The organism is Aeromicrobium phragmitis, from assembly GCF_003674095.1.
In the GTDB taxonomy this organism is placed as follows: domain Bacteria; phylum Actinomycetota; class Actinomycetes; order Propionibacteriales; family Nocardioidaceae; genus Aeromicrobium; species Aeromicrobium phragmitis.
This window is the reverse complement of the sequence record NZ_RDBF01000008.1, coordinates 80,469-101,064: the sequence shown is the minus strand read 5'-3', so window position 1 is coordinate 101,064 and position 20,596 is coordinate 80,469. Positions and strand designations below refer to the sequence as shown.

23 protein-coding genes are annotated in these 20,596 nt (G+C 68.1%); 7 read left to right on the top strand and 16 right to left on the bottom strand.

The annotated features are described in order from the left end of the window. Positions 1-156 precede the first annotated feature (156 nt). The 13 genes from D9V41_RS11640 to D9V41_RS11580 form a co-directional block, all read right to left on the bottom strand. Positions 157-1,215 carry a S1 family peptidase gene (locus D9V41_RS11640; RefSeq protein ID WP_166376017.1) on the bottom strand — a complete coding sequence of 353 codons (1,059 nt, stop codon included), beginning with the start codon at positions 1,213-1,215 and terminating at the stop codon, positions 157-159. 335 nt (positions 1,216-1,550) lie between these two features. Beyond that, positions 1,551-3,875: a RelA/SpoT family protein gene (locus D9V41_RS11635; protein WP_121794740.1), complete on the bottom strand. Its 2,325-nt coding sequence runs from the start codon at positions 3,873-3,875 to the stop codon at positions 1,551-1,553. 144 nt (positions 3,876-4,019) lie between these two features. After that, on the bottom strand, positions 4,020-4,553 hold the full coding sequence (locus tag D9V41_RS11630; protein WP_121794739.1) for an adenine phosphoribosyltransferase: 534 nt from the start codon (positions 4,551-4,553) through the stop codon (positions 4,020-4,022). Continuing rightward, complete coding sequence (locus D9V41_RS11625) at positions 4,550-5,014, bottom strand: hypothetical protein (protein WP_121794738.1); 465 nt, start codon at positions 5,012-5,014, stop codon at positions 4,550-4,552. The genes D9V41_RS11630 and D9V41_RS11625 overlap by 4 nt, the downstream gene beginning before the upstream one ends. Beyond that, a complete protein-coding gene (gene yajC, locus D9V41_RS11620; protein ID WP_166376016.1) occupies positions 5,014-5,310 on the bottom strand; it encodes a preprotein translocase subunit YajC in 297 nt (98 codons plus the stop codon). Before yajC ends, D9V41_RS11625 begins: the two co-directional genes overlap by 1 nt. 67 nt (positions 5,311-5,377) lie before the next feature. Next, on the bottom strand, positions 5,378-6,421 hold the full coding sequence (ruvB, locus tag D9V41_RS11615) for a Holliday junction branch migration DNA helicase RuvB (RefSeq protein WP_121794736.1): 1,044 nt from the start codon (positions 6,419-6,421) through the stop codon (positions 5,378-5,380). Then, positions 6,421-7,023: a Holliday junction branch migration protein RuvA gene (ruvA, locus tag D9V41_RS11610; RefSeq protein WP_121794735.1), complete on the bottom strand. Its 603-nt coding sequence runs from the start codon at positions 7,021-7,023 to the stop codon at positions 6,421-6,423. The genes ruvB and ruvA overlap by 1 nt, the downstream gene beginning before the upstream one ends. Next, positions 7,020-7,538 carry a crossover junction endodeoxyribonuclease RuvC gene (gene ruvC / locus D9V41_RS11605; RefSeq protein WP_121794734.1) on the bottom strand — a complete coding sequence of 173 codons (519 nt, stop codon included), beginning with the start codon at positions 7,536-7,538 and terminating at the stop codon, positions 7,020-7,022. Before ruvC ends, ruvA begins: the two co-directional genes overlap by 4 nt. Positions 7,539-7,745: 207 nt before the next feature. Next, entirely contained in the window at positions 7,746-8,504 is a 759-nt protein-coding gene (locus tag D9V41_RS11600; protein WP_121794733.1) for a YebC/PmpR family DNA-binding transcriptional regulator, read from the bottom strand. An 11-nt stretch (positions 8,505-8,515) separates the two neighbouring features. Next, entirely contained in the window at positions 8,516-9,133 is a 618-nt protein-coding gene (pdxT, locus tag D9V41_RS11595) for a pyridoxal 5'-phosphate synthase glutaminase subunit PdxT (RefSeq protein WP_121794732.1), read from the bottom strand. Further along, the gene (gene pdxS / locus D9V41_RS11590; RefSeq protein ID WP_121794731.1) at positions 9,130-10,032 is read right to left on the bottom strand and encodes a pyridoxal 5'-phosphate synthase lyase subunit PdxS; all 903 of its coding nucleotides are present in this window, start codon (positions 10,030-10,032) and stop codon (positions 9,130-9,132) included. The genes pdxT and pdxS overlap by 4 nt, the downstream gene beginning before the upstream one ends. Positions 10,033-10,064: 32 nt before the next feature. Beyond that, positions 10,065-11,033, bottom strand: a complete 969-nt coding sequence (locus tag D9V41_RS11585) for an NAD-dependent epimerase/dehydratase family protein (protein WP_121794730.1) — start codon at positions 11,031-11,033, stop codon at positions 10,065-10,067. A gap of 90 nt (positions 11,034-11,123) precedes the next feature. Beyond that, a complete protein-coding gene (locus tag D9V41_RS11580) occupies positions 11,124-11,552 on the bottom strand; it encodes a MarR family winged helix-turn-helix transcriptional regulator (RefSeq protein ID WP_166376015.1) in 429 nt (142 codons plus the stop codon). A gap of 134 nt (positions 11,553-11,686) precedes the next feature. Here D9V41_RS11580 and D9V41_RS11575 point away from each other — a divergent pair, with 134 nt between their 5' ends. The 4 genes from D9V41_RS11575 to fmdA are packed head-to-tail and all read left to right on the top strand — an operon-like array spanning position 11,687 to position 15,023. Further along, the gene (locus D9V41_RS11575) at positions 11,687-12,739 is read left to right on the top strand and encodes a substrate-binding domain-containing protein (RefSeq protein ID WP_121794728.1); all 1,053 of its coding nucleotides are present in this window, start codon (positions 11,687-11,689) and stop codon (positions 12,737-12,739) included. A 55-nt stretch (positions 12,740-12,794) separates the two neighbouring features. Beyond that, positions 12,795-13,124 (top strand): FmdB family zinc ribbon protein, encoded by a 330-nt coding sequence (locus D9V41_RS11570; protein WP_121794727.1) that lies wholly within the window; start codon positions 12,795-12,797, stop codon positions 13,122-13,124. Between the two features lie 2 nt (positions 13,125-13,126). Further along, a complete protein-coding gene (locus tag D9V41_RS11565) occupies positions 13,127-13,762 on the top strand; it encodes an AmiS/UreI family transporter (protein ID WP_121794726.1) in 636 nt (211 codons plus the stop codon). A 13-nt stretch (positions 13,763-13,775) separates the two neighbouring features. After that, positions 13,776-15,023, top strand: a complete 1,248-nt coding sequence (gene fmdA / locus D9V41_RS11560; RefSeq protein ID WP_121794725.1) for a formamidase — start codon at positions 13,776-13,778, stop codon at positions 15,021-15,023. Between the two features lie 71 nt (positions 15,024-15,094). On the opposite strand, the gene pgsA is transcribed toward fmdA, so the two are convergent. Genes pgsA through thrS form a run of 3 tightly spaced genes read right to left on the bottom strand, consistent with a single transcriptional unit; the run spans position 15,095 to position 18,224 of the window. Further along, positions 15,095-15,709 (bottom strand): phosphatidylinositol phosphate synthase, encoded by a 615-nt coding sequence (pgsA, locus tag D9V41_RS11555; protein ID WP_121794724.1) that lies wholly within the window; start codon positions 15,707-15,709, stop codon positions 15,095-15,097. Next, positions 15,709-16,227 (bottom strand): HIT family protein, encoded by a 519-nt coding sequence (locus D9V41_RS11550; protein WP_121794723.1) that lies wholly within the window; start codon positions 16,225-16,227, stop codon positions 15,709-15,711. Before D9V41_RS11550 ends, pgsA begins: the two co-directional genes overlap by 1 nt. Further along, positions 16,227-18,224 (bottom strand): threonine--tRNA ligase, encoded by a 1,998-nt coding sequence (gene thrS, locus D9V41_RS11545; RefSeq protein ID WP_121794722.1) that lies wholly within the window; start codon positions 18,222-18,224, stop codon positions 16,227-16,229. Before thrS ends, D9V41_RS11550 begins: the two co-directional genes overlap by 1 nt. Before the next feature lie 181 nt (positions 18,225-18,405). On the opposite strand from thrS, the gene D9V41_RS11540 reads away from it, so the two are divergent. The 3 genes from D9V41_RS11540 (at position 18,406) to D9V41_RS11530 (ending at position 20,532) form a co-directional block, all read left to right on the top strand. Then, on the top strand, positions 18,406-18,978 hold the full coding sequence (locus D9V41_RS11540) for an HhH-GPD-type base excision DNA repair protein (protein ID WP_121794721.1): 573 nt from the start codon (positions 18,406-18,408) through the stop codon (positions 18,976-18,978). Positions 18,979-19,058: 80 nt separating this feature from the next. Continuing rightward, positions 19,059-19,520 carry an NUDIX hydrolase gene (locus tag D9V41_RS11535; RefSeq protein WP_121794720.1) on the top strand — a complete coding sequence of 154 codons (462 nt, stop codon included), beginning with the start codon at positions 19,059-19,061 and terminating at the stop codon, positions 19,518-19,520. Positions 19,521-19,536: 16 nt separating this feature from the next. Beyond that, a complete protein-coding gene (locus D9V41_RS11530) occupies positions 19,537-20,532 on the top strand; it encodes an NAD(P)H-dependent flavin oxidoreductase (RefSeq protein WP_243697247.1) in 996 nt (331 codons plus the stop codon). The last annotated feature ends 64 nt before the right edge of the window (positions 20,533-20,596 follow it).

Sequence of the window (20,596 nt, the reverse complement as noted above, 5' to 3'; positions counted from 1 at the left end):
AGCGGCTCACACTCTCAAATTTACGAGGAAGACCCGGCACGCCTCTCGGGGTTCCGCGACAAACCGTGTGCCGCTCATCGTTGATGCCAGTCGATCCAGCACAGAACCGAAACAAGCACCAGCGCCAAATGGCCATCTGGCGAGAGCCTTATGAACCTAATAGACAAGGCTTAGGTTCATCCGACTGAGAGCATTCGGAACTCTGCTGTAGGCAGAGGCATAAGCTTGGCCGTTACTGAATGCACGACCGCTATAGATTCCCACCGCATACGAGGCACTAAAATAGGGGCCACCACTGTCTCCCGAGTTTGTATTGACCGGGGTCCCGTCCAAGGGGCCAATCGCCATTATCTCATTATACGGATGCGGACGCACGGCCCCGGTCATTCCCTTGTACAGAACCAGCGAACACCCGTATTGAGTAGTATGACCATACTTGCAAACGTTGGACCCGTAGGGGAGGTTGGCAGAGCGAGAGAACTTCCTAGTGCCCTGACCCATGTAGGTCCAGCCCGTGAGAAAGCGCTTGCTCCAATTCCACCGGAAGTCTCCGCCGGGGTGTGCCGTAGTGGTCCACAACGAACCATCCTGAGGTGGAAAGAAGGCATTAGAGACGCCGCCATACGTTCCCGTCCCAGGACAGTGACCAGCAGTGAGAAGACCCAAGGCAGTACTGCTGTTTCGCCTCACAGGAAATGACATCGTGCAAACGACATTTCCTCCATATACCAGCCCCCAACCACCATCGAAGTTGTCAGCTTCGAAGACTTCCGTGCCAGAATGTTTGAATTGCAACAAGAAGCCTGCATTCTCGAGCTCATCACCCAAAACTTCATTCTCGATCGCCGATTGGGCTCTCTGCAGTTCAGTCGAATCCTGAGTCACGCCGCTATAGCTGAGGGTGATCGTTCGGTCGCGGGCGTCCGGGACCGCCACCGCTGATGTCGCGCCGTGCTCGATGATCACTTGGGCTGCACGACTTGCGGCAGCCTCGATTTCGAGTTCAGTGAAGCCTGTGTGCTCCACCACCTTCACGCGACCGCCTAGCATAGTCAATCGCTTTTGAAGGTCGGCAGGAGCGACTTCACCGAACGCCAAAACCGCATCGCGCGGCGCGACGATTTCCGAGTACGAGTATTTCCGTTCCGCGTCCATCGAGTAGGAAGTGACGAGTTCAGAGAACTCGTTCTGCCACGCCAATTGATCAGAAGTCACCCCCGAGGATTCAGCATCCGTGTTGAGTGCTTCGACCTCTGAGCTCCGGCGGTCACTAAGCTCTCGAGGTGCCAAGCCTGATAGTGGCTCCGCACTCATGGACATTGGGATCAGGACAACGAGGACTGCAACAAGACCGACCAGTGCCGGTCTGACAGGTGTTCTTCGCATGGTCGGCTCCTACCTTCGCGATTCGGACGAATGCGACCGTTCCCGAGAGAGTAGCATTGAAAATCCGGATTATGGTCCGTTTCGCTAGCACGGGTAGCTGAGTCTCCCGATCGCCGACGTCTTGGACCGCCATGGGAGGGGCCCCAATGGTGGCACCGGCGGAGTTACTGGGTGGTGAGGCGGTAGACGTCGAAGACGCCGTCGATGGAGCGCACGGCGCTCAGCACGTGGCCGAGGTGCTTGGGATCGGCCATCTCGAAGGTGAACTTCGTCTTGGCGACGCGGTCGCGGCCGGTGCTGAGGCCCGCCGACAGGATGTTGACGTGCTGGTCGGAGATGACCCGGGTGATGTCGCTCAGCAGACGGGGACGATCGAGCGCCTCGACCTGGATCGCCACGAGGAACATGCTCTTGGCCGTCGGTGCCCACGACACTCGCACGATGCGCTCGGCCTCGCCCTGCAGCGCCTGGAAGTTGGGGCAGTTGCGGCGGTGCACCGACACACCCGACGTGCGGGTGACGAAGCCGGCGATGGAGTCACCTGGCACCGGCGTGCAACACCGCGCCAGCTTGACCATGATGTCGCCGTCGACGCCCTCGACCTCCACGCCCGCGACGCTGCGCGAGGTGGGCATGGGGCGCTGGAGCGAGGTGGGAATGCTCGTCGCCTCGGCGATGTCCTCCTCGGCGCCCTCCCGTCCGCCGGCCAGATCGATGACCCGCTCGACGACGTTCTGCGGCCCGACGTTGTTCTCACCGACCGCCGCGTACAACGCGGAGATGTCAGCGAGCCCGAGATCCTTCGCGACGGCGTCGAGGTTCTGCTGACTGAACAGCCGGTGGAGCGGCAGCCCCTCCTTGCGCATCTGCTTGGCGATGAGGTCCTTGCCGTGCTCGATGGCCTCTTCGCGACGTTCCTTGGTGAACCACTGCCGGATCTTGTTACGCGCGCGGGGACTCTTGACGAAGTCGAGCCAGTCGCGGCTGGGCCCGGCGTCGGGCGACTTGGACGTGAAGATCTCGACGACGTCGCCGCTCTCCAGCTCCGACTCCAGCGGGACGAGGCGGCCGTTGACCCGCGCGCCGATACACGCGTGCCCGACCTCCGTGTGCACGGCGTAGGCGAAGTCGACCGGGGTGGCCGCCGCCGGAAGCTGGATGAGGTCGCCACGCGGGGTGTAGGCGTAGACCCCCGCCGTGGTCATCTCGAAACGCAACGAGTCCAGGAAGTCGCTGGAGTCCGCGGTCTCGGACTGCCAGTCCATGAGCTCACGGAGCCAGACCATGTCCTCGGTGCCCGGCGCCTTGTTCTTGCCCGGCTTCCCGGCGGACGCCTTGGCGAGCGCGTCCTCCTTGTACTTCCAGTGCGCCGCGACACCGTATTCGGCGCGCCGGTGCATCGCGTAGGTGCGGATCTGCAACTCCACCGGCTTGCCCTGCGGGCCGATGACGGTGGTGTGCAGCGACTGGTACATGTTGAACTTCGGGACGCTGATGTAGTCCTTGAACCGGCCCGGGATCGGGTTCCACCGCGCATGGAGCACCCCGAGCACGGCATAGCAGTCGGCCACATCGTCGACGAGGATGCGTACGCCGACGAGGTCGAAGATGTCGGAGAACTCTCGGCCGCGCACGAGCATCTTCTGGTAGATCGAGTAGTAGTGCTTGGGCCGGCCGGTGACCTTGGCCTTGATCTTGGCGTGACCGAGGTCGGAGGTGACCTCGGTGATCACCCGCTCGAGGAAGCTCTCGCGCGAGGGTGCCCGTTCGGCGACGAGCCGCACGATCTCGTCGTAGACCTTGGGGTGCAAGGTGCCGAAGGCGAGGTCCTCCAGCTCCCACTTGATCGTGTTCATGCCGAGCCGGTGAGCCAGCGGGGCGTAGATCTCGATCGTCTCCCGGGCGATGCGCTCCTGCTTGTCCTGGCGCAGGTAGCGCAGCGTGCGCATGTTGTGCAGCCGATCGGCCAGCTTGATGACGAGCACACGGATGTCGCGGCTCATCGCGATGATCATCTTGCGGATCGTCTCGGACTGGGCCGAGTCGCCGTACTTGACCTTGTCGAGCTTGGTGACCCCGTCGACGAGGTGAACGACCTCCTCGCCGAAGTCGGCCTGCAGCTGGTCGATCGTGTAGGCGGTGTCCTCGACCGTGTCGTGCAGCAGTGCCGCGCACAGCGTGGGTGCGGTCATGCCGAGTTCGGCCAGAATCGTGGCGACGGCGAGCGGATGGGTGATGTAGGGGTCGCCGCTCTTACGGGTCTGCCCCTCGTGCATCTCCGCGGCGATGCCGTAGGCCTTCTGGATCGACTGGACGTCGCCCTTGGGGTGGGTGGCGCGATACACCTTCAGCAGCGGATCGAGCACCGGATGGGCGCTCGCCGACTTGCCGCCGATACGCGCCAGCCGGCTGCGGACGCGCGCGGACGCCGGGGCGGACTCGGGAGTCTTCGCCTCGCTGACCTTTCTACCGATCTGTGGATCTGCCACTGCACCTCCTTTCCATCCATCCTACGCAGGAGGGCGCGTCACGAAACCGGGATCACCACAGGATCGTCACGAGGGTGGCGGCGGAGCCGACCAGCAGCGCGCCGGCCGCCACGAGGGCGATCACGCGGATCGTACGTTTGCTCATCATCGATACGTCACCAATGCAGCCAAGGGGGTGTCGGACGCGAGACGTTCGCGCCCACCGAGGGCGGGAAGCTCGAGCAGGACCAGTTCGCCCACCACCACGCCGCCGAGCGCCGTCACGAGTTCGCGGGCGGCGGCGATCGTGCCGCCGGTGGCGAGGACGTCGTCCATGATCAGCACCCGATCACCGGGAGCGATCGCATCGCGATGCACCTCGACCGTCGCGCTGCCGTACTCGAGGTCGTACGTGCGCGATTCGGTCGGTGCAGGAAGCTTGCCCGCCTTGCGGATCGGCACGAAGCCGGCACCCAGCCGCAGCGCGACCGGCGGCGCCAGGACGAAACCGCGGGCCTCGATGCCGACGACGGTGTCGATCGGTCCCCAGGCGACCGCGACATCGGTGAGCGCGTCGATCGTGGCCGCCAGACCTTCAGGATCGGCGAGCAGTGGCGTGATGTCGCGGAACGTCACACCCGGCTCGGGCCAGTCCGGCACGGCGCGGATGCGCTCGGCGTGGGCGGCGAAATCGGTCACTGCTCGCCTCCCAGGGTGAGGTCGCACTCGGTTTCGGCGTGATCGGCGATCGCCTGGCTTGCACTGTCGAGCTCGTTGAGGTCCAGATCTTCCAGCGCGCCGTCGACCGCCTCCAGACGCTCCTGGTCCTCGGGGCTGACCTCGGGCTGCTGAGCGATCTCGAGCAGCTCCGCGATGGTCAGTCCCTGCGCGTCGACCGCGGCCTGCAACTCCCGGATGGTGCCGGCGAACGTCTCCCACTCGCCGGCGATGTCCTCAGGCGCGGTGTCCTCGATCTCGGTCATGTCGTCCATGACCTGGTCGATCTGACTGAAGTCGCCCTCACGCAGTTCGCCGAACGGCTCACTGACGTGTGCGAGCTGTTCGCAGTAGGCCTCGGTGCCGTCACCGCCGCACGCGGTCAGGAGACCGAGCGCACCGACGAGCGTGCCGGCCACGAGCAGGGAGCCGCGACCGGGCATCAGGCGGTCTCGTCGCCGCGCTCGTCGAGGTCGTCGGCGGGGTCCTGCAGCGGAGTGAAGACCTGCGCAACGGCCTGGCGGGCGGCCGTCACCACCGTTCCGGGCGCGATCTCGATGTCGACGGTCTGGTCCTCGACCTCGACGAGGGTGCCGTGGATACCGCTGGTCAGCATGACGCGCTTCCCCGGTTCGAGGGCGGTCTGGACCTCCTGGAACTGCTTCTGACGCTGGCGTGCGGGCCGCAGCACCAGCAAGAAGAACACGGCGAGCAGGGCCAAGAGAATGATGATGTCCACGCGGAGCTCTCCCGGTCGGTGAGGAACGATGTCCGAACGAGTCTACGGGTGGGGCCGCACGCGACGGTCAGTCGGCGTCGTCGAAGGAGAGCTGCGCGACCTCGGAGGGCGCAGCGAGGCCGAGGTGCTGCCACGCCGCGGGCGTGGCGATGCGGCCCCGCGGGGTGCGGGCGAGGAATCCGAGGCGCACGAGGAAGGGTTCGGCCAGCTCCTCGACGGTCTCGCGCTCCTCCCCCACGGCGACCGCGAGCGTGGAGATGCCGACCGGCCCGCCACCGAAACTGCCGCACAGCGCCTGCAGGACGGCACGATCGAGCCGGTCGAGACCGAGCTGATCGACCTCGTACAACTCCAGCGCGGCCTGCGCGACCGCGTGGTCGACATGGCCACCCGCGCGGACCTCCGCATAGTCGCGGACCCGGCGCAGCAGGCGATTGGCGATCCGGGGAGTGCCGCGCGAACGGGAGCCGATCTCGCGCGCCGCGTCGTCGTCGATGGACAGCTCGAGCAGCCGTGCGGAGCGCAGGACGATGCGGTGCAGGTCGGCCGGCTCGTAGTAGTCCAGTTGCGCGGTGAATCCGAAACGATCGCGCAGCGGTCCGGGCAGCAGCCCGGCTCGCGTGGTGGCGCCCACGACGGTGAAGGGCGGGATCTCCAGCGGAATCGCAGTCGCACCGGGTCCCTTACCGACGACGACGTCGACGCGGAAATCCTCCATCGCCATGTACAACAGCTCCTCGGCGGGCCGCGACATGCGGTGGATCTCGTCGATGAACAGCACGTCGCCCTCACCGATGCCTGACAGGATCGCCGCGAGGTCTCCGGCGTGCTGGATGGCCGGACCGGATGTCAGCCGCAGGGGTGCGGTGAGCTGGTTGGCGATGATCATCGCGATCGTGGTCTTGCCCAGGCCCGGAGGACCGGAGAGCAGGACGTGATCGGGCGTGCGCCCGCGGGCCGTGGCAGCGTCGATGACGAGCGCCAGCTGCTCGCGGACCCGCTCCTGACCGACCAGCTCCTCGAGCGTCTTGGGACGCAGTGCGGCTTCGAACGCTCGCTCCTCGGGCAGGGCCTCCGCGAGCACGGCGTCGGTGTAGTCGTCGGCAGCCATCAACGCGCCTTGGCGAGCGTGCGCAGGGCGTCGCGCAGGATCGTGGCGACATCGGGCTCGGCGTCGGCCGGCAGCTGCGCGGAGGTGGTCTCGATCGCGGCGTCCGCGTCCTTGGCGGACCAGCCGAGTCCGGTGAGCGCATCGTGGACCTGCGAGCGCCAGGCAGCGCCGCTGACCCCCGAACCGGCACTGGCGGCGCTCGCCACCCCGACCCGGTCCTTGAGCTCGAGGATGATCCGCTCGGCCCCCTTGCGACCGATGCCCGGAACGCTCGTGAGCGTGCTGACCTCCCCCGCTCCGATCGCGTGCCGCAGCCGCTCGGGGTCGAGCACCGCCAGCATGGCCTGGGCGACCTTGGGGCCCACACCGCTCGCGGTCTGGACGAGTTCGAACATGTCGCGCTCGTCGGCGTCGGCGAAGCCGTACACGGTGAGCGAGTCCTCGCGGACGACCATCGAGGTGAACAGCGTGGCGGGTTGGCGCGGGCGCAGCTCGGCGAGCGTGCGCGGCGTGCAGAGCACCTGGAATCCGACCCCACCGACCTCCACGACGGCGGCCGTGACGGTGAGGGCGGCCACCGTGCCTGTGAGGTGAGCGATCATCGTGCACTCCTTCCGGCTTGGGCCGCGACGGCGGCCGCGAGACGGTCCTGGGCGGCGCCGCGCCAAATCTGGCAGATCGCGAGAGCCAGCGCGTCGGCGGCGTCCGCGGGCTTGGGCGCCTGCGCCAGCCGCAGGAGCCGGGTGACCATGAGGGTGACCTGCGCCTTGTCGGCGCGACCGCTGCCGGTCACCGCCGCCTTGACCTCGCTCGGCGTGTGGAGCCGGACCGCGAGCCCGTGACGGGCGGCCACCAGCATGGCGATCCCGCTCGCCTGCGCGGTGCCCATGACCGTACTGACATTGTGTTGGCTGAAGACGCGTTCGACCGCGAGGATCTCGGGGCGATGCGTGCGCACCGCCTCGTCTAGGGCGTTCTCGAGCCGCAGCAGCCGACGCGCCAGGTCGAGGTCGGCCGGGGTCCGCACGACCGAGACGTCGACCATGGTGAGCGGTCGGCCCACGGTGCCGTCCACGACACCGATGCCGCAACGGGTCAGACCGGGGTCGACCCCCATGACGCGGACAGAACGCATGTTCGAAAGCCTATCGGCCTCGCGGCGGCCGTCCACCGCGCCACGCCGAGGCACTGGTCGGCGTCAGATCGTCACCTGGCGAGCGGTGCGCCATCACGCATCGGCGACGACGGCGGTGGGCGATCACGCACCCGAGCGCCTCGGGTGCGTGACAGCTCACCGCCCTCGGCGGGGGCGTGGAGCCGAGCCTCAGAGCTCGGCCATCACCTCGTCGGGGGCATCGAAGTTCGCGTAGACGTTCTGCACGTCGTCGCAGTCCTCGAGCGCGTCGATGAGCTTGACGACCTTGCCCGCGCCGTCGCCGTCGACCTCGACGTTGACGCTCGGCACGAAGGACGCGTCGGCCGAGTCGTAGTCGAGCCCGGCGTCCTGCAGCGCCGTGCGCACGGCGACGAGGTCACCGGCCTCACAGACGACCTCGAAGGAGCCGCCGAGGTCGTTGACCTCCTCGGCCCCGGCGTCCAGGACCGCCATGAGGACGTCGTCCTCGGTGGTCGGGCCGCCCTCCTGCTGCTCGGGCACGATGATGACGCCCTTGCGGTGGAACATGTACGACACCGATCCGGGGTCGGCCATGGTGCCGCCGTTGCGGGTCATCGCCGTACGGACCTCCATGGCCGCGCGGTTCTTGTTGTCGGTGAGGCACTCGATGAGCAGCGCGACGCCGTTCGGGCCGTAACCCTCGTACATGATCGTCGTGTAGTCGACGGCGCCGCCGTCGAGACCGCCGCCGCGCTTGACGGCGCGATCGATGTTGTCGTTGGGGACCGACTGCTTCTTGGCCTTCTGGATCGCGTCGTACAGCGTGGGGTTGCCGTCGGGATCGGGACCGCCGGTGCGTGCCGCCACCTCGATGTTCTTGATGAGCTTGGCGAACAGCTTGCCGCGCTTGGCGTCGATGACCGCCTTCTTGTGCTTGGTGGTCGCCCACTTGGAGTGGCCTGACATGGCGTCCTTCCCTACGACTTCGAGACGAGGTCGACGAAGAGCCCGTGGATGCGGTCGTCGTCGTGTGCCACCTCGGGGTGGAACGACGTCGCCATGAGCGGGCCGCGCCGAACAGCGACGATTCTACCGGCGGCGTCCTCTTCGGGCACCGACGCTGGCACACGGGCCAGCACCTCGACGTCCGGACCGACCTCTTCGACCCACGGAGCGCGGATGAAGACGGCGTGGACGTCGCGGTCGAGGCCGTCGAACTCCACCTCGGCCTCGAACGAGTCGACCTGGCGGCCGAAGGCGTTACGGCGGACGGTGATGTCGAGCCCGCCGATGGTCTCCTGGCCGGGGGCGCCGTCGCGAATCCGGTCGGCCAGCAGGATCATGCCGGCGCACGTACCGAACGCCGGCATTCCCTCGGACACTCGCTTGCGCAGCGGTTCGAGCAGCTCGAACGTGCGCGCGAGCTTGATCATGGTCGTCGATTCGCCGCCGGGCAGGACGACGCCGTGACAGCGCTCGAGCTCCTCCGGGCGGCGGACGGCGATCGCCTCGACGCCGAGCCGGTGGAGAGCCTGCAGATGCTCACGGACGTCGCCCTGCAGGGCGAAGACGCCGACGGTGGGAGCGGCGGTCACCAGCCGCGGGTCTCCAGGCGGTGCGGCTCGGGGATCTCGTCGACGTTGATGCCGACCATCGGCTCGCCGAGACCGCGCGACACCTTGGCGACGACGTCGGGGTCGTCGTAGAAGGTCGTGGCCTTGACGATCGCTTCGGCGCGCTTGGCCGGGTCGCCGGACTTGAAGATGCCCGATCCGACGAACACGCCCTCGGCACCGAGCTGCATCATCATCGCGGCGTCGGCGGGGGTGGCGATACCACCGGCGGTGAACAGCACCACCGGGAGCTTGCCGGCCTGCGCGACCTCCTTGACGAGCTCGTACGGCGCCTGCAGTTCCTTGGCGGCGACGTAGAGTTCGTCCTCGGCCAGCGTCTGGAGGCGGCGGATCTCCTTGCGGATCTTGCGCATGTGCCCCGTGGCGTTGGAGACGTCGCCGGTGCCCGCCTCACCCTTGGAACGGATCATCGCCGCACCCTCGGTGATGCGGCGCAGTGCCTCGCCCAGGTTGGTGGCGCCGCACACGAACGGCACCGTGAAGGCCCACTTGTCGATGTGGTTCTCGTAGTCGGCCGGCGTGAGGACCTCGGACTCGTCGATGTAGTCGACGCCGAGGCTCTGGAGCACCTGCGCCTCGGCGAAGTGACCGATCCGGGCCTTGGCCATGACGGGGATCGAGACCGTCTCGATGATGCCGTCGATGAGGTCGGGATCGCTCATGCGGGCGACGCCGCCCTGGGCGCGGATGTCGGCCGGAACGCGTTCGAGGGCCATCACGGCGACGGCGCCGGCGTCCTCGGCGATCTTGGCCTGCTCGGGGGTGACGACGTCCATGATGACGCCGCCCTTCAGCATCTCCGCCATGCCGCGCTTGACGCGCGCGGTGCCGGTGGTGCTGGTGGTCTCTTCGGTGCTCACCTGACCATTCTACGGTCCGGTCGCGAGCGACCCTAGGCCTGTCCGCCCCTCGAATGCAGCAGCTCGAGCTCGTCGGTGCGCGACAGTCCCGCGCGGCGCGGCCGGTCCACGCCGCGCTGCTGCTCGTCGGCGAGCACGTCGGTGAGCGTCGCGGCGATCGGGCGTCGTTCGAGACCGAGCTGCAGTGCCCGAGCGTCGTCCATCCGGCCCATGCCGTGATGGCTGGTCGGAAGCCACCAGGGCAGCGACCGCTCCCCCGCCCACGGGTTCGCCCCGCGGGCGGTCAGTTCGTCCGGCGAGAACTCGACCCGGTCGCCCGCGTGCTCCGCGACCTGCGCCGAGACGTCCAGCAGGTGCCCCACCGTCGTCCGCTCGCCGGCGCCGTGGACCACCCCGGTCACGCCCCGGTCGGCGAGTTCGACCACCCAGCCGGCGAGGTCGCGCACATCGACCATCTGCATCGGTTGGTCCCGCACCGCCGGAACCACGACGGGCTCCTCGCGTGCGGCGGACATCCGGGCGACGTAGTAGCCGCCACGATCGGACGGATCTCCCGGCCCGACGATGAGACCGGCGCGCACCACGAGGGCGTCCGGCCCGACGAACTGCTCGCACGCGACCTTCGCGCTGCCGTACTCCGCGTCGTCGTCACCGGCCGGCAGCAGCGGCGAGTCCTCGTGCAGCGGCACGCTCTGATCGGCGTACACCGAACCCGTCGAGATGAACGTCCACTGCGCAGCACGGCCACGGAGCGTCGCCACCGCACTCGCCACGTGCGAGGGGACGCGGGCCACGTCGATCACGTGGTCCCATTCGCCGTCGAGCTCGTCGTACGCATCGGGTCGCGACCGGTCGCCTCGCACCCACTCGACGCCGTCCGGTGGCGACCCGCTCTCACCGCGGGCCAGACACGTCACCGCAGCGCCGCGTTCGAGCGCGGCAGCGGCGAGGTGACGCCCCAACCAGGCCGTGCCACCGAGGATGAGGACGCGTGAGGTCATGTCCCGATGCAACCGCTCGGCACCGCGACACGCCAGGCGTGTTCGCTCTCGGCTCAGCCGCTCGCCGGGCCGAAGGCCGGCGTGCTGCGCTTAAGCGCTGGCTACGCGGGCCAGGAGCGTGCGCAAGGTGGAGACCTCGCTGGCCGACAGCGACGCGAGCCCGTGGCGCTCGACTTCGTCGATCAACGGCGCGATCTGGGTGACGAGCTTGTGCCCGCGGTCGGCGGCGTGGACGAGCACCCGTCGGCGGTCCCCGGCGTCGACGTTGCGGTAGACCAGGGCGCGCTCGGCCAGCTTGTCGACGACGCGGCTCAGCGTCGGTCCGGTGATCCGCGTGCGCTCGACGAGATCGCTCATCGACTGCGGCCCGGAGACCGTGAGCGAGCGGAGCACGTTCCACTGGTCGACGGTGAGCTCATGCTCGGCGAGCGTGGCGGCGACCCGGTCCGTCAACGCAGTGGTGACCTGCCGCAGCATCTCCAGATCGGAGACGCGCGGAGGGTGCGTCTGATCGCTCACGTGGCTCTTCTTCCCGTCGCCCTTCACAAAGCCTCTCCGCACCAGCATAGTTGTTGACACGCACCGAAAGGGGCCGCCTTCTCGCGTGCCGAGGGGGTTCGGCCCCGTCGAGCAGCAGGTTCGAAGGGCACCCCATGGACCGTCACGAGAACATCCGGGTCGCGCTCGTCATCCCCTTGCAGGGGCCGGCGGGCATCTTCGGCCCGTCCTGCGAGGCCGTGGCCGACACCGCCCTCAATCTCATCAACGAGGATCCGGTGTTGGGGCGGCGGATGACCGTCGACGTCGTCGACGGTGGTGCACCACCGGCCGTGGTCGCCTCCCGGCTCCGATCGCTCGTCGACCGTGGGCGGATCGACGCCGTCACCGGGTGGCACATCTCGGCCGTACGCCATGCTCTCGCTCCGGTGGTCGATGATCGGCTCCCCTACGTGTACACCTCGCTGTACGAGGGCGGGGAGTCGCGGCCCGGCATCTTCTGTTCGGGCGAGACGCCCGCCCATCAGATACAGCCCGCCCTGCGCTGGTTGTGCGACGAACTCGGCCTGCGCCGCTGGTTCATCGTGGGCGATGACTACGTCTGGCCGCGCGCCTCCGCGACCGTGACCCGGCAGTTCGCCCACGATCTCGGCCTCACGCTGAGCGGGATCGCCTACGTGAGGCTGGGGACGACGGACTTCTCGGAGGTCCTCGACGCGGTCCGCCGCAGTGACTGCCAGGGCGTGCTGCTGTATCTCGTCGGACAGGACGCGGTGCAGTTCAACCGGGCTTTCGCCACCGCTCCCGGCATGGACCATCTCGTGCGGTTCAGCCCGCTGATGGAGGAGAACATGCTGCTGGCCAGCGGACGGGCGGGCACCGAGAACCTCTATGTCGCTGCCGCATACTTCCGCTCCCTCGCGACCGCCTCTGCTCTCGAGCTCGGCCGGCGCTATGTGGCCGACCACGGCCCGGACGCTCCACCGCTCAACAACGCGGCGGAGTCGTGCTTCGAGGGCCTCCTGACGCTCGCGCAGCTGGCGAGGCGGGCCGGAAGTCTCGACGTACGGCGCATGGTGGCGACCGCCGAGGGGCTCGGGTTCGACGGCCCTCGGGGAGCCATGAGCATGGCGCAGTCCCACCTCCAGCAGCGGGTGCACCTCGCCAAGGCCAGCGACTTCGACTTCGACGTGGTCGCGCCATTGTGACCCTTGACACTTATTTTCATGTGAAATAGTCTGCACGTGAAACTAAGGAGGGCCGATGGCGACCTACACGTTCCGCTGCCCCACTTGTCAGTGCTTCGACGTGGTACAGCCGATGTCCGACGTCCGACCCCAGCACCCGTGTCCGGAGTGCGGGCAGGAAGCGCGCCGCGTCTACCAAGCGCCGCACCTGAGCACGACGCCCACGTCGCTGCGCCGCGCGGCTGACACCGCCGCCGCCAGTGCCGAGACGCCGACCGTCGTCCGGTCCATCCCCGGCGGCGCCGGCGCTCCCCGCCGTCCGCGCTGGAGTCCGGTGACCGGCGGATCCGCCGTGAACGCGTCGCGCCGCGCCCGCGGCCCCCACCAGCAACTGCCGAGGCTGTAGTCATGGCGGCGGTCGGACTGCTGTACGTCGGCATCGTGCTGTTCGTCAACGGCGTCATGCTGCTCGGTCACGTCACCCCGCGCGGCGCGGCACCGCTGAACCTCTTCGTCGGCGCGCTGCAGTGCGTCACGCCGACCTACCTCATCATCCAGGCCGACGGCGATCCGACCGCCATCTCGGCGGCAGCGGGCTTGTATCTGTTCGGCTTCACCTACCTGTGGGTCGGGATCAACGGCATCACCGGCTGGCCGGGCACCGGTCTCGGCTGGTTCTCACTGACGGTCGCGGTCAGTGCCATCGGTTTCGCCCTGCACTCCTGGACGGTGCTGGAGGACCGCGCCTTCGCCGTCATCTGGCTGCTGTGGTCCGTCCTGTGGTTCACCTTCTTCCTGCTCCTGGGGCTCGACAGAGAGCAGCTCGGCCCGATGGTCGGCGTCCTGGCGGCCGGCGAAGGCATCCTGACCGCCGGCGTCCCGGCCTTCCTGCTGATCGGCGGCTGGTGGGAGGACTCCACCACCCTCGCCCTCGCGATCGCCGCCTTCGGTCTCGCGCTCATCCTCGCCAGCGTTCCACTCGGCCGCCGCCTGGCGGCCGCATCCCCTCCCCCGTCGCCGCACGCCTCGCCGGCGCACTCCTAGAAAGGTGGCAACCATGCCCGACGTCGTCTTCAGCGTCGACCAGAGCAAGTCGATGCGCGACCAGTCCGTTCCCGGACACAACCGATGGCACCCCGACATCCCGCCGGCCGTGACCATCAAGCCCGGCTCGGACATCCGGGTCGAGTGCAAGGAATGGACCGACGGCCAGATTGGCAACAACGACTCGGCCAACGACGTGCGCGACGTCGACCTGTCGCACGCGCACATGCTGTCCGGCCCGATCGCGGTCGAAGGCGCTGAGCCGGGCGACCTGCTCGTCGTCGACATCCTCGATCTCGGCCCGGTGCCCCAGGCGCAGGGACCGAACTGCGGCGAAGGCTGGGGCTATTCAGGCATCTTCGCCAAGATCAACGGCGGCGGCTTCCTCACCGACTACTTCCCCGACGCGTACAAGGCGATCTGGGACTTCCGCGGTCAGGAGTGCACCTCCCGGCATGTGCCCGGAGTCCGGTACACCGGCATCACGCATCCGGGCCTGTTCGGCACCGCGCCTTCGCCGGACATGCTGGCGCGCTGGAACGCGCGTGAGCAGGCGCTCATCGACACCGATCCCGACCGCGTCCCGCCGCTGGCATTGCCGCCACTCACCGACGGGGTGCTCGGCGGCACGGCCGACGGTGATCTCCTGGCCAAGATCGGGCAGGAGGGCGCCCGCACCGTCCCACCGCGCGAGAACGGCGGCAACCACGACATCAAGAACTTCACCCGCGGCAGCCGGGTGTTCTACCCGGTGTACGTGAACGGCGGCCTGCTCTCCGGCGGCGACCTGCACTTCAGCCAGGGAGACGGCGAGATCAACTTCTGCGGCGCGATCGAGATGGGCGGCTACATCGACTTCCACGTCGACCTCATCAAGGGCGGGATGGAGACGTACGGGATCACCACCAACCCGGTCTTCATGCCGGGTCGGGTCGAGCCTCGCTATTCGGAGTGGCTCACGTTCATCGGCATCTCGGTCGACCACCGCGACGACACCAACCACTACATGGACGCCACGCTGGCGTACCGGAACGCCTGCCTCAACGCCATCGAGTACCTCAAGAAGTGGGGATACACCGGCGAGCAGGCCTACCTCATCCTCGGCACCTCACCCATCGAGGGGCGCATCGGCGGCGTCGTCGACCTGCCCAACGCGTGCTGCTCGGTGTTCCTGCCCACGGAGATCTTCGACGTGGACATCCGGCCCGGCGGGCAGGGGCCGCAGTTCCAGGATCGCGGCCAGGTGGCCGTGACCTCCTGAGCCGCTCGGTGCGATCCGTGGCCGGTTCCGGGCTCACGCCCACGTGACGCCGGAACCGGCCACGTTCACGCTCAAGCGTTTGCGGGGCCCGCCGCCTGCCGCCGGACCTTGACCATGCGCTGCACGACGGTGATCAGGCTGGCGACGGCGAGCACCCAGAGTGTCACCTGCTGGAGGATCGGCAGGTCGAAGATTCCCGACAGGCCCGTCATCACGAGGATCGCCACGAGGCGGTCGGAGCGTTCAGCGATGCCACCCTTGGCGTCCATGCCCAGGCTCTCGGCCCGGGCTCGCGTGTAGGAGGTCATCATGCCGAGCACGAGGCAGATCAGACTCAGGCACAGATAGAGCGGCGAGTCACCCTCCCACGCGTACCAGAGCGCGATGCCACCGAAGATCGCCGCGTCGCCGAACCGGTCCAGCGTCGAGTCCAGGAACGCTCCCCAGTTCGACGACCGGCCGAGTTTGCGCGCCATCGTGCCGTCGACGATGTCGCTGAACACGAACGCCGTGACGAACATTGTGCCCCAGAAGAACTCGCCTTGCGGGAACAGCCACAGGGCCCCGACGCACACGCCGGCCGTGCCGACGAACGTCACCGCGTCCGGGGAGACGCCGAGCTTGATGAGCCCGTCCGCGACCGGCGACATCAGCTTGTTCCAGAACTGACGGAAGCGTTCGAGCATTACTCCCCCTGCGCCGTCCAGGCCTCGCGCAGCAGCGCCGCGCTGTCCTCAATGAGCTGCGGGAGCGTCTTGGTGCGCCCGATCACGGTCATGAAGTTGGCGTCGCCGCCCCAGCGCGGTACCACGTGCTGGTGCAGGTGCTGCGAGATGGAGCCGCCGGCCACGCCGCCGAGGTTGAGCCCGACGTTGAAACCGTGCGGTGCGCTGACCGTCCGGATCGCGGCGATCGCGCGCTGGGTGAGCTCGGCGAGCTCGACCGTCTCCTCCGGCGACAGCGCCGTGTAGTCGGCCTCGTGCCGGTTCGGCAGCACCATGAGGTGCCCCGGGTTGTACGGGAAGAGATTCATGGTGACGAAGGTGTGCTTGCCATGCGCCACGATCAGCTCGCTTTGTCGCCCGCCATCGGCCATGACGCAGAACGGGCAGGCGTCACCGCCCGGCTTGGCCTCGTCACCGCGGACGTACGCCATCCGATACGGCGCCCAGAGCCGGTCCAGACCGTCGGCCTCCACCGCCATCAGACCTGCACCCGGTCGCGGACCGCCGCCACGATCTTGCTGACCGCGTCGTCGAGTGAGACACCGTTCTCCTGCTCACCGCTGCGGTAGCGGAACGACACCGCACCGGCTTCGACGTCCTTGTCGCCCGCCAGCACCATGAACGGGATCTTCTGGGTCTGGGCGTTGCGGATCTTCTTCTGCATCCGCTCGTCCGAGACGTCGACCTCGACCCGGATGCCCTCGGCACGAAGGCGACCCGCGAGCTCGTCCAGGTACTCCACGTGGCGCTCCGCCACGGGGATGCCGACGACCTGGACCGGTGCCAGCCACGGAGGGAAGGCGCCCGCGTAGTGCTCGACGAGAACGCCGAGGAACCGCTCGATGGAGCCGAACTTCGCCGAGTGGATCATCACCGGTTGCTGGCGCGAACCGTCCGAGGCGACGTACTCGAGGTTGAAGCGCTCGGGCGACGGCTGATTGAAGTCGTACTGCACGGTGCCCATCTGCCAGGTGCGGCCGATCGCGTCGCGCGCCTGCACCGAGATCTTCGGGCCGTAGTAGGCCGCTCCCCCAGGGTCGGGGACGAGTTCGATGCCGGTCTCGGCCGCGACGTCGGCCAGCACCTTCGTGGCCAGCTCCCAGTCCTCGTCGGACCCGATGAACTTGTCCTTGGTGTCGTCACGCGTGGACAGCTCCAGGTAGTAGTCGTCCAGGCCGAAGTCGCGCAGCAGGCTGAGCATGAAGTTCAGCAGGTGGCGTACCTCGTCGGGCGCCTGTTCGGGGGTGACGTAGGAGTGCGAGTCGTCTTGCGCGAATCCCCGCACGCGGGTCAGGCCGTGGATGACGCCCGACTTCTCGTTGCGGTATACGTGCCCGAACTCGAAGAGCCGCAACGGCAGCTCGCGGTACGACCGCTGCCGCGAGCGGTAGATGAGGTTGTGCATCGGGCAGTTCATCGCCTTGAGCCGGTAGTCCATGCCGTCGACGTCGAGCGCCGGGAACATGCCCTCGCCGTAGTACGGCAGGTGGCCCGAGGTGTAGAACAGCCCCTCCTTGGCGATGTGCGGGGTGCCGACGTACTCGAAGCCTTCCTCGATGTGCCGGCGGCGGACGTAGTCCTCCATCTCCCGCTTGATGACGCCGCCCTTGGGGTGGAACACCGGAAGGCCCGAACCGATCTCGTCGGGGAAGCTGAACAGGTCGAGCTCGGTGCCGAGCCGGCGGTGATCGCGGCGCTGCGCCTCCTCGAGCCGGTGGAGGTAGTCGTCGAGCTCCTCCTTACTCGGCCACGCCGTGCCGTAGATGCGCTGCAGCTGCTTGTTCTTCTCGTCACCGCGCCAGTAGGCGGCCGCCGAGCGCAACAGCGTGAACGCGGGGATGCGCTTGGTGGTGGGCAAGTGAGGCCCGCGGCAGAGGTCCTTCCACGCCACCGAACGGTCGCGCTTGAGGTTGTCGTAGATGCTCAGTCCCCCGGCACCGACCTCGACGCTGGCACCCTCCGCGGCCTCGCCTGCGGTGGACTTGAGCCCGATGAGTTCGAGCTTGTACGGCTCGTCGGTGAGCTCGTCGCGCGCGTCGTCGTCACTGATCTCGCGACGGGAGAACCGCTGGTTCTCCTTGATGATCTTCTTCATCCGCGACTCGATCTTGGTCAAATCGTCGGGTGTGAACGGCTCGGGAACGTCGAAGTCGTAGTAGAAGCCGTCGGTGATCGGCGGGCCGATCCCGAGCTTGGCCTCGGGAAAAAGTTCCTGGACCGCTTGCGCCATCACGTGCGCCGTGGAATGGCGCAGGATATCGAGGCCGTCCGGTGAGTCGATGACGACCGGTTCGACGGCATCGCCCTCGACCAGCTCGTACGACAGGTCCTTGAGGTCGCCGTTGACGCGCGCCGCGATCACCGAAGCGTCGTCGGCGAACAACTGCCAGGCCTTGGTGCCGGGCTCGACGGTCCTTGGTGCGGTCTCACCTCCCTCCGCGGCGGTCGAGCGGACGGAGAGGGTCAGGTCGGACATGACGCACCTTTGGTTGTCGGGACGCGCCCTACGGCTGGCGCGTGCTGTTCGGTCCCACTGTAGTCAGACGTCACCTGTCGTCCATCGCTACCCGTCTCAGCACCAGACGCGTGGTCGCGTCATCACCCCCGAGCCGGCGACGGCGGCGCCGCCTGGGTTCTCGCGGTGGGAGAATCGCGGCATGGCGCTTCACATCACTGACGACCCGGCAGCAGATCAGCTGCTCACCGACGATCCGCTCGCCCTGCTCATCGGCATGCTGCTCGATCAGCAGGTCGCGATGGAGACCGCCTTCACCGGCCCGCGCAAGATCGTCGAACGCATCGGTACGATCGACGCCGCGACGCTCGCCTCCTACGACCCCGAGGCACTCGAGGCCGCGTTCCGTCAGCCGCCCGCCGTGCACCGGTACCCCGGCTCGATGGCCAAACGCGTGCAAGCGCTGTGCGCGGACGTCGAGGAGCGCTGGGGCGGCCGCGCCGAGGCGATCTGGACCGAGGGCGAGCCGGACGGCGCCGAGGTGCTGCGGCGACTCAAGGCCCTGCCGGGCTTCGGCGATCAGAAGGCCAAGATCTTTCTGGCTCTGCTCGGCAAGCAGTGCGGCTTCGCCGGCGCCGGCTGGCGTGAGGCCGCCGGTGATTACGGCCAGGAAGGCTCGTTCCGCTCGGTCGCCGACATCACCAGCCCCGAGTCACTCACGAAGGTCCGCGAGTACAAGCGCGAGATGAAGGCCCGAGCCAAGGCCGGTCGATAACGTCATACGTTCTGCTGGGCGGGGGCCGCAGAACGTATGACGTCCGACACCTTCGCGGGACACCCGCCTACGCTCGGAGCATGGCGACTCCGGATTTCGTCCTGGCACTTCGTGAGAAAGTCGGCACCAGCCCGCTGTGGTTGTGCGGCGTGACGGCGGTCGTGGTCAAGGACGATGACGTGCTGCTCGTGCGACGCGCCGACAACGGCGCCTGGACGCCGGTCACGGGCATCGTCGACCCTGGTGAACATCCGGCGACGGCCGCTGCTCGCGAGGTGCTGGAGGAAGCCGCGCTCGAGGCCGAGTGCACGCGGCTGGCGCGGGTCGGTGTGACCGCGATGGTGACCTACGACAACGGCGATCAGACGCAGTACGTCGACCTCACGTTCCGCCTGGAGTGGCGTTCGGGGGATCCCCATCCGGCCGACGGTGAGAACACCGAAGCGCGCTGGTTCTCCCCCGGCGCGCTTCCGGCCATGAGCGATGACATGGCCGCGCGCGTCGCCGCAGCCCTTCCCCAGCGTGGCGAGACGCTGTTCTGAGCGAGAGGATCGGAACGTGCTTGACCTCGACCTTCCCCTGATCGCGGCACCGATGGCCGGTGGGCCGTCGACACCCGAACTGGTTGCCGCTGTCGCGCGGACCGGAGCGGGCGGATTCCTCGCAGCCGGGTATCTCACGACGGACGCCGTTGCCGCCCAGCTGCGACGCGCCGACGAGCTCGCCCGCGGGCGCCCGTTCGGCATCAACCTCTTCGTCGTGGAAGAGGCCCCCATCGACGACGCGGAACTTCAACGGTTCGCAGCGGCCCTCGAGCCGTATGCGTGCGAGGTCGGTGTCGAGCTCGCCGAACCGCGTTTCGACGACGACGCCTTCGCCGCGAAGCTCGAGCTCGTCCTCGAGGAGCGGCCGGCATGGGTGTCATTCACGTTCGGCTGTCCCGATGCCGAGGTCTTCGCCGCGCTGCGCGAGCGCGACATCGTCTCGGCGATGACGGTCACCGATATCGAGGAGGCGCGGCTCGCGGCGGATCGAGGCGCTGACGTGCTCGTCGTCCAAGGCCCGGAGGCCGGCGGGCATCGTGGCACCTTGCGCCAGGACGTCTGGCCGTCGGACACGCCCCTGACCGACCTGCTGCGCGACATCGATGCGATCGGCCTGCCGATGGTCGCGGCCGGCGGTATCGCCACGCGAGCCGACGTGCGCCGGGCCCTCGACCACGGGGCGCGGGCCGCGCAGATCGGCACCGCCCTGCTGCTCGCCGACGAAGCCGGAACGAACCCCACGCACCGCGCCGCCCTCCGCAGCGACGAGTTCGACACGACCGTGGTCACCCGAGCATTCACCGGTCGACCCGCCCGCGGCCTCGCCAACGCCGTCGCACGGCTCGACGCGCCCGCGGCCTACCCGCAGCTGCACACCATGACCAGCGCCTTCCGTAGGGCGGCCGCCTCCCGGGGCCGCGCGGATCTGACCCACCTGTGGGCCGGCACCCGGTATCGCGAGGCGCAGTCCGGTCCCGCCGCCGAGATCATCTCGGCGTTGGTGCCGTGAACAGCTGCGGGTGCGTCAGGTACGCCATCCGCGCTCCCGTCAGACCGCACGCAGCGCACAGGAG

What these genes read in the sequence shown, in the direction of transcription:
- D9V41_RS11550 (WP_121794723.1), bottom strand. Translation starts at nt 16,227, where the DNA reads ATGGCGGTGGAGGCCGACGGTCTGGACCGGCTCTGGGCGCCGTATCGG.
- D9V41_RS11575 (WP_121794728.1), top strand. Translation starts at nt 11,687, where the DNA reads ATGGACCGTCACGAGAACATCCGGGTCGCGCTCGTCATCCCCTTGCAG.
- D9V41_RS11570 (WP_121794727.1), top strand. Translation starts at nt 12,795, where the DNA reads ATGGCGACCTACACGTTCCGCTGCCCCACTTGTCAGTGCTTCGACGTG.
- pgsA (WP_121794724.1), bottom strand. Translation starts at nt 15,709, where the DNA reads ATGCTCGAACGCTTCCGTCAGTTCTGGAACAAGCTGATGTCGCCGGTC.
- D9V41_RS11600 (WP_121794733.1), bottom strand. Translation starts at nt 8,504, where the DNA reads ATGTCAGGCCACTCCAAGTGGGCGACCACCAAGCACAAGAAGGCGGTC.
- D9V41_RS11625 (WP_121794738.1), bottom strand. Translation starts at nt 5,014, where the DNA reads ATGCCCGGTCGCGGCTCCCTGCTCGTGGCCGGCACGCTCGTCGGTGCG.
- ruvC (WP_121794734.1), bottom strand. Translation starts at nt 7,538, where the DNA reads ATGGGGGTCGACCCCGGTCTGACCCGTTGCGGCATCGGTGTCGTGGAC.
- D9V41_RS11535 (WP_121794720.1), top strand. Translation starts at nt 19,059, where the DNA reads ATGGCGACTCCGGATTTCGTCCTGGCACTTCGTGAGAAAGTCGGCACC.
- thrS (WP_121794722.1), bottom strand. Translation starts at nt 18,224, where the DNA reads ATGTCCGACCTGACCCTCTCCGTCCGCTCGACCGCCGCGGAGGGAGGT.
- D9V41_RS11540 (WP_121794721.1), top strand. Translation starts at nt 18,406, where the DNA reads ATGGCGCTTCACATCACTGACGACCCGGCAGCAGATCAGCTGCTCACC.
- ruvB (WP_121794736.1), bottom strand. Translation starts at nt 6,421, where the DNA reads ATGGCTGCCGACGACTACACCGACGCCGTGCTCGCGGAGGCCCTGCCC.
- ruvA (WP_121794735.1), bottom strand. Translation starts at nt 7,023, where the DNA reads ATGATCGCTCACCTCACAGGCACGGTGGCCGCCCTCACCGTCACGGCC.
- D9V41_RS11565 (WP_121794726.1), top strand. Translation starts at nt 13,127, where the DNA reads ATGGCGGCGGTCGGACTGCTGTACGTCGGCATCGTGCTGTTCGTCAAC.
- D9V41_RS11585 (WP_121794730.1), bottom strand. Translation starts at nt 11,033, where the DNA reads ATGACCTCACGCGTCCTCATCCTCGGTGGCACGGCCTGGTTGGGGCGT.
- fmdA (WP_121794725.1), top strand. Translation starts at nt 13,776, where the DNA reads ATGCCCGACGTCGTCTTCAGCGTCGACCAGAGCAAGTCGATGCGCGAC.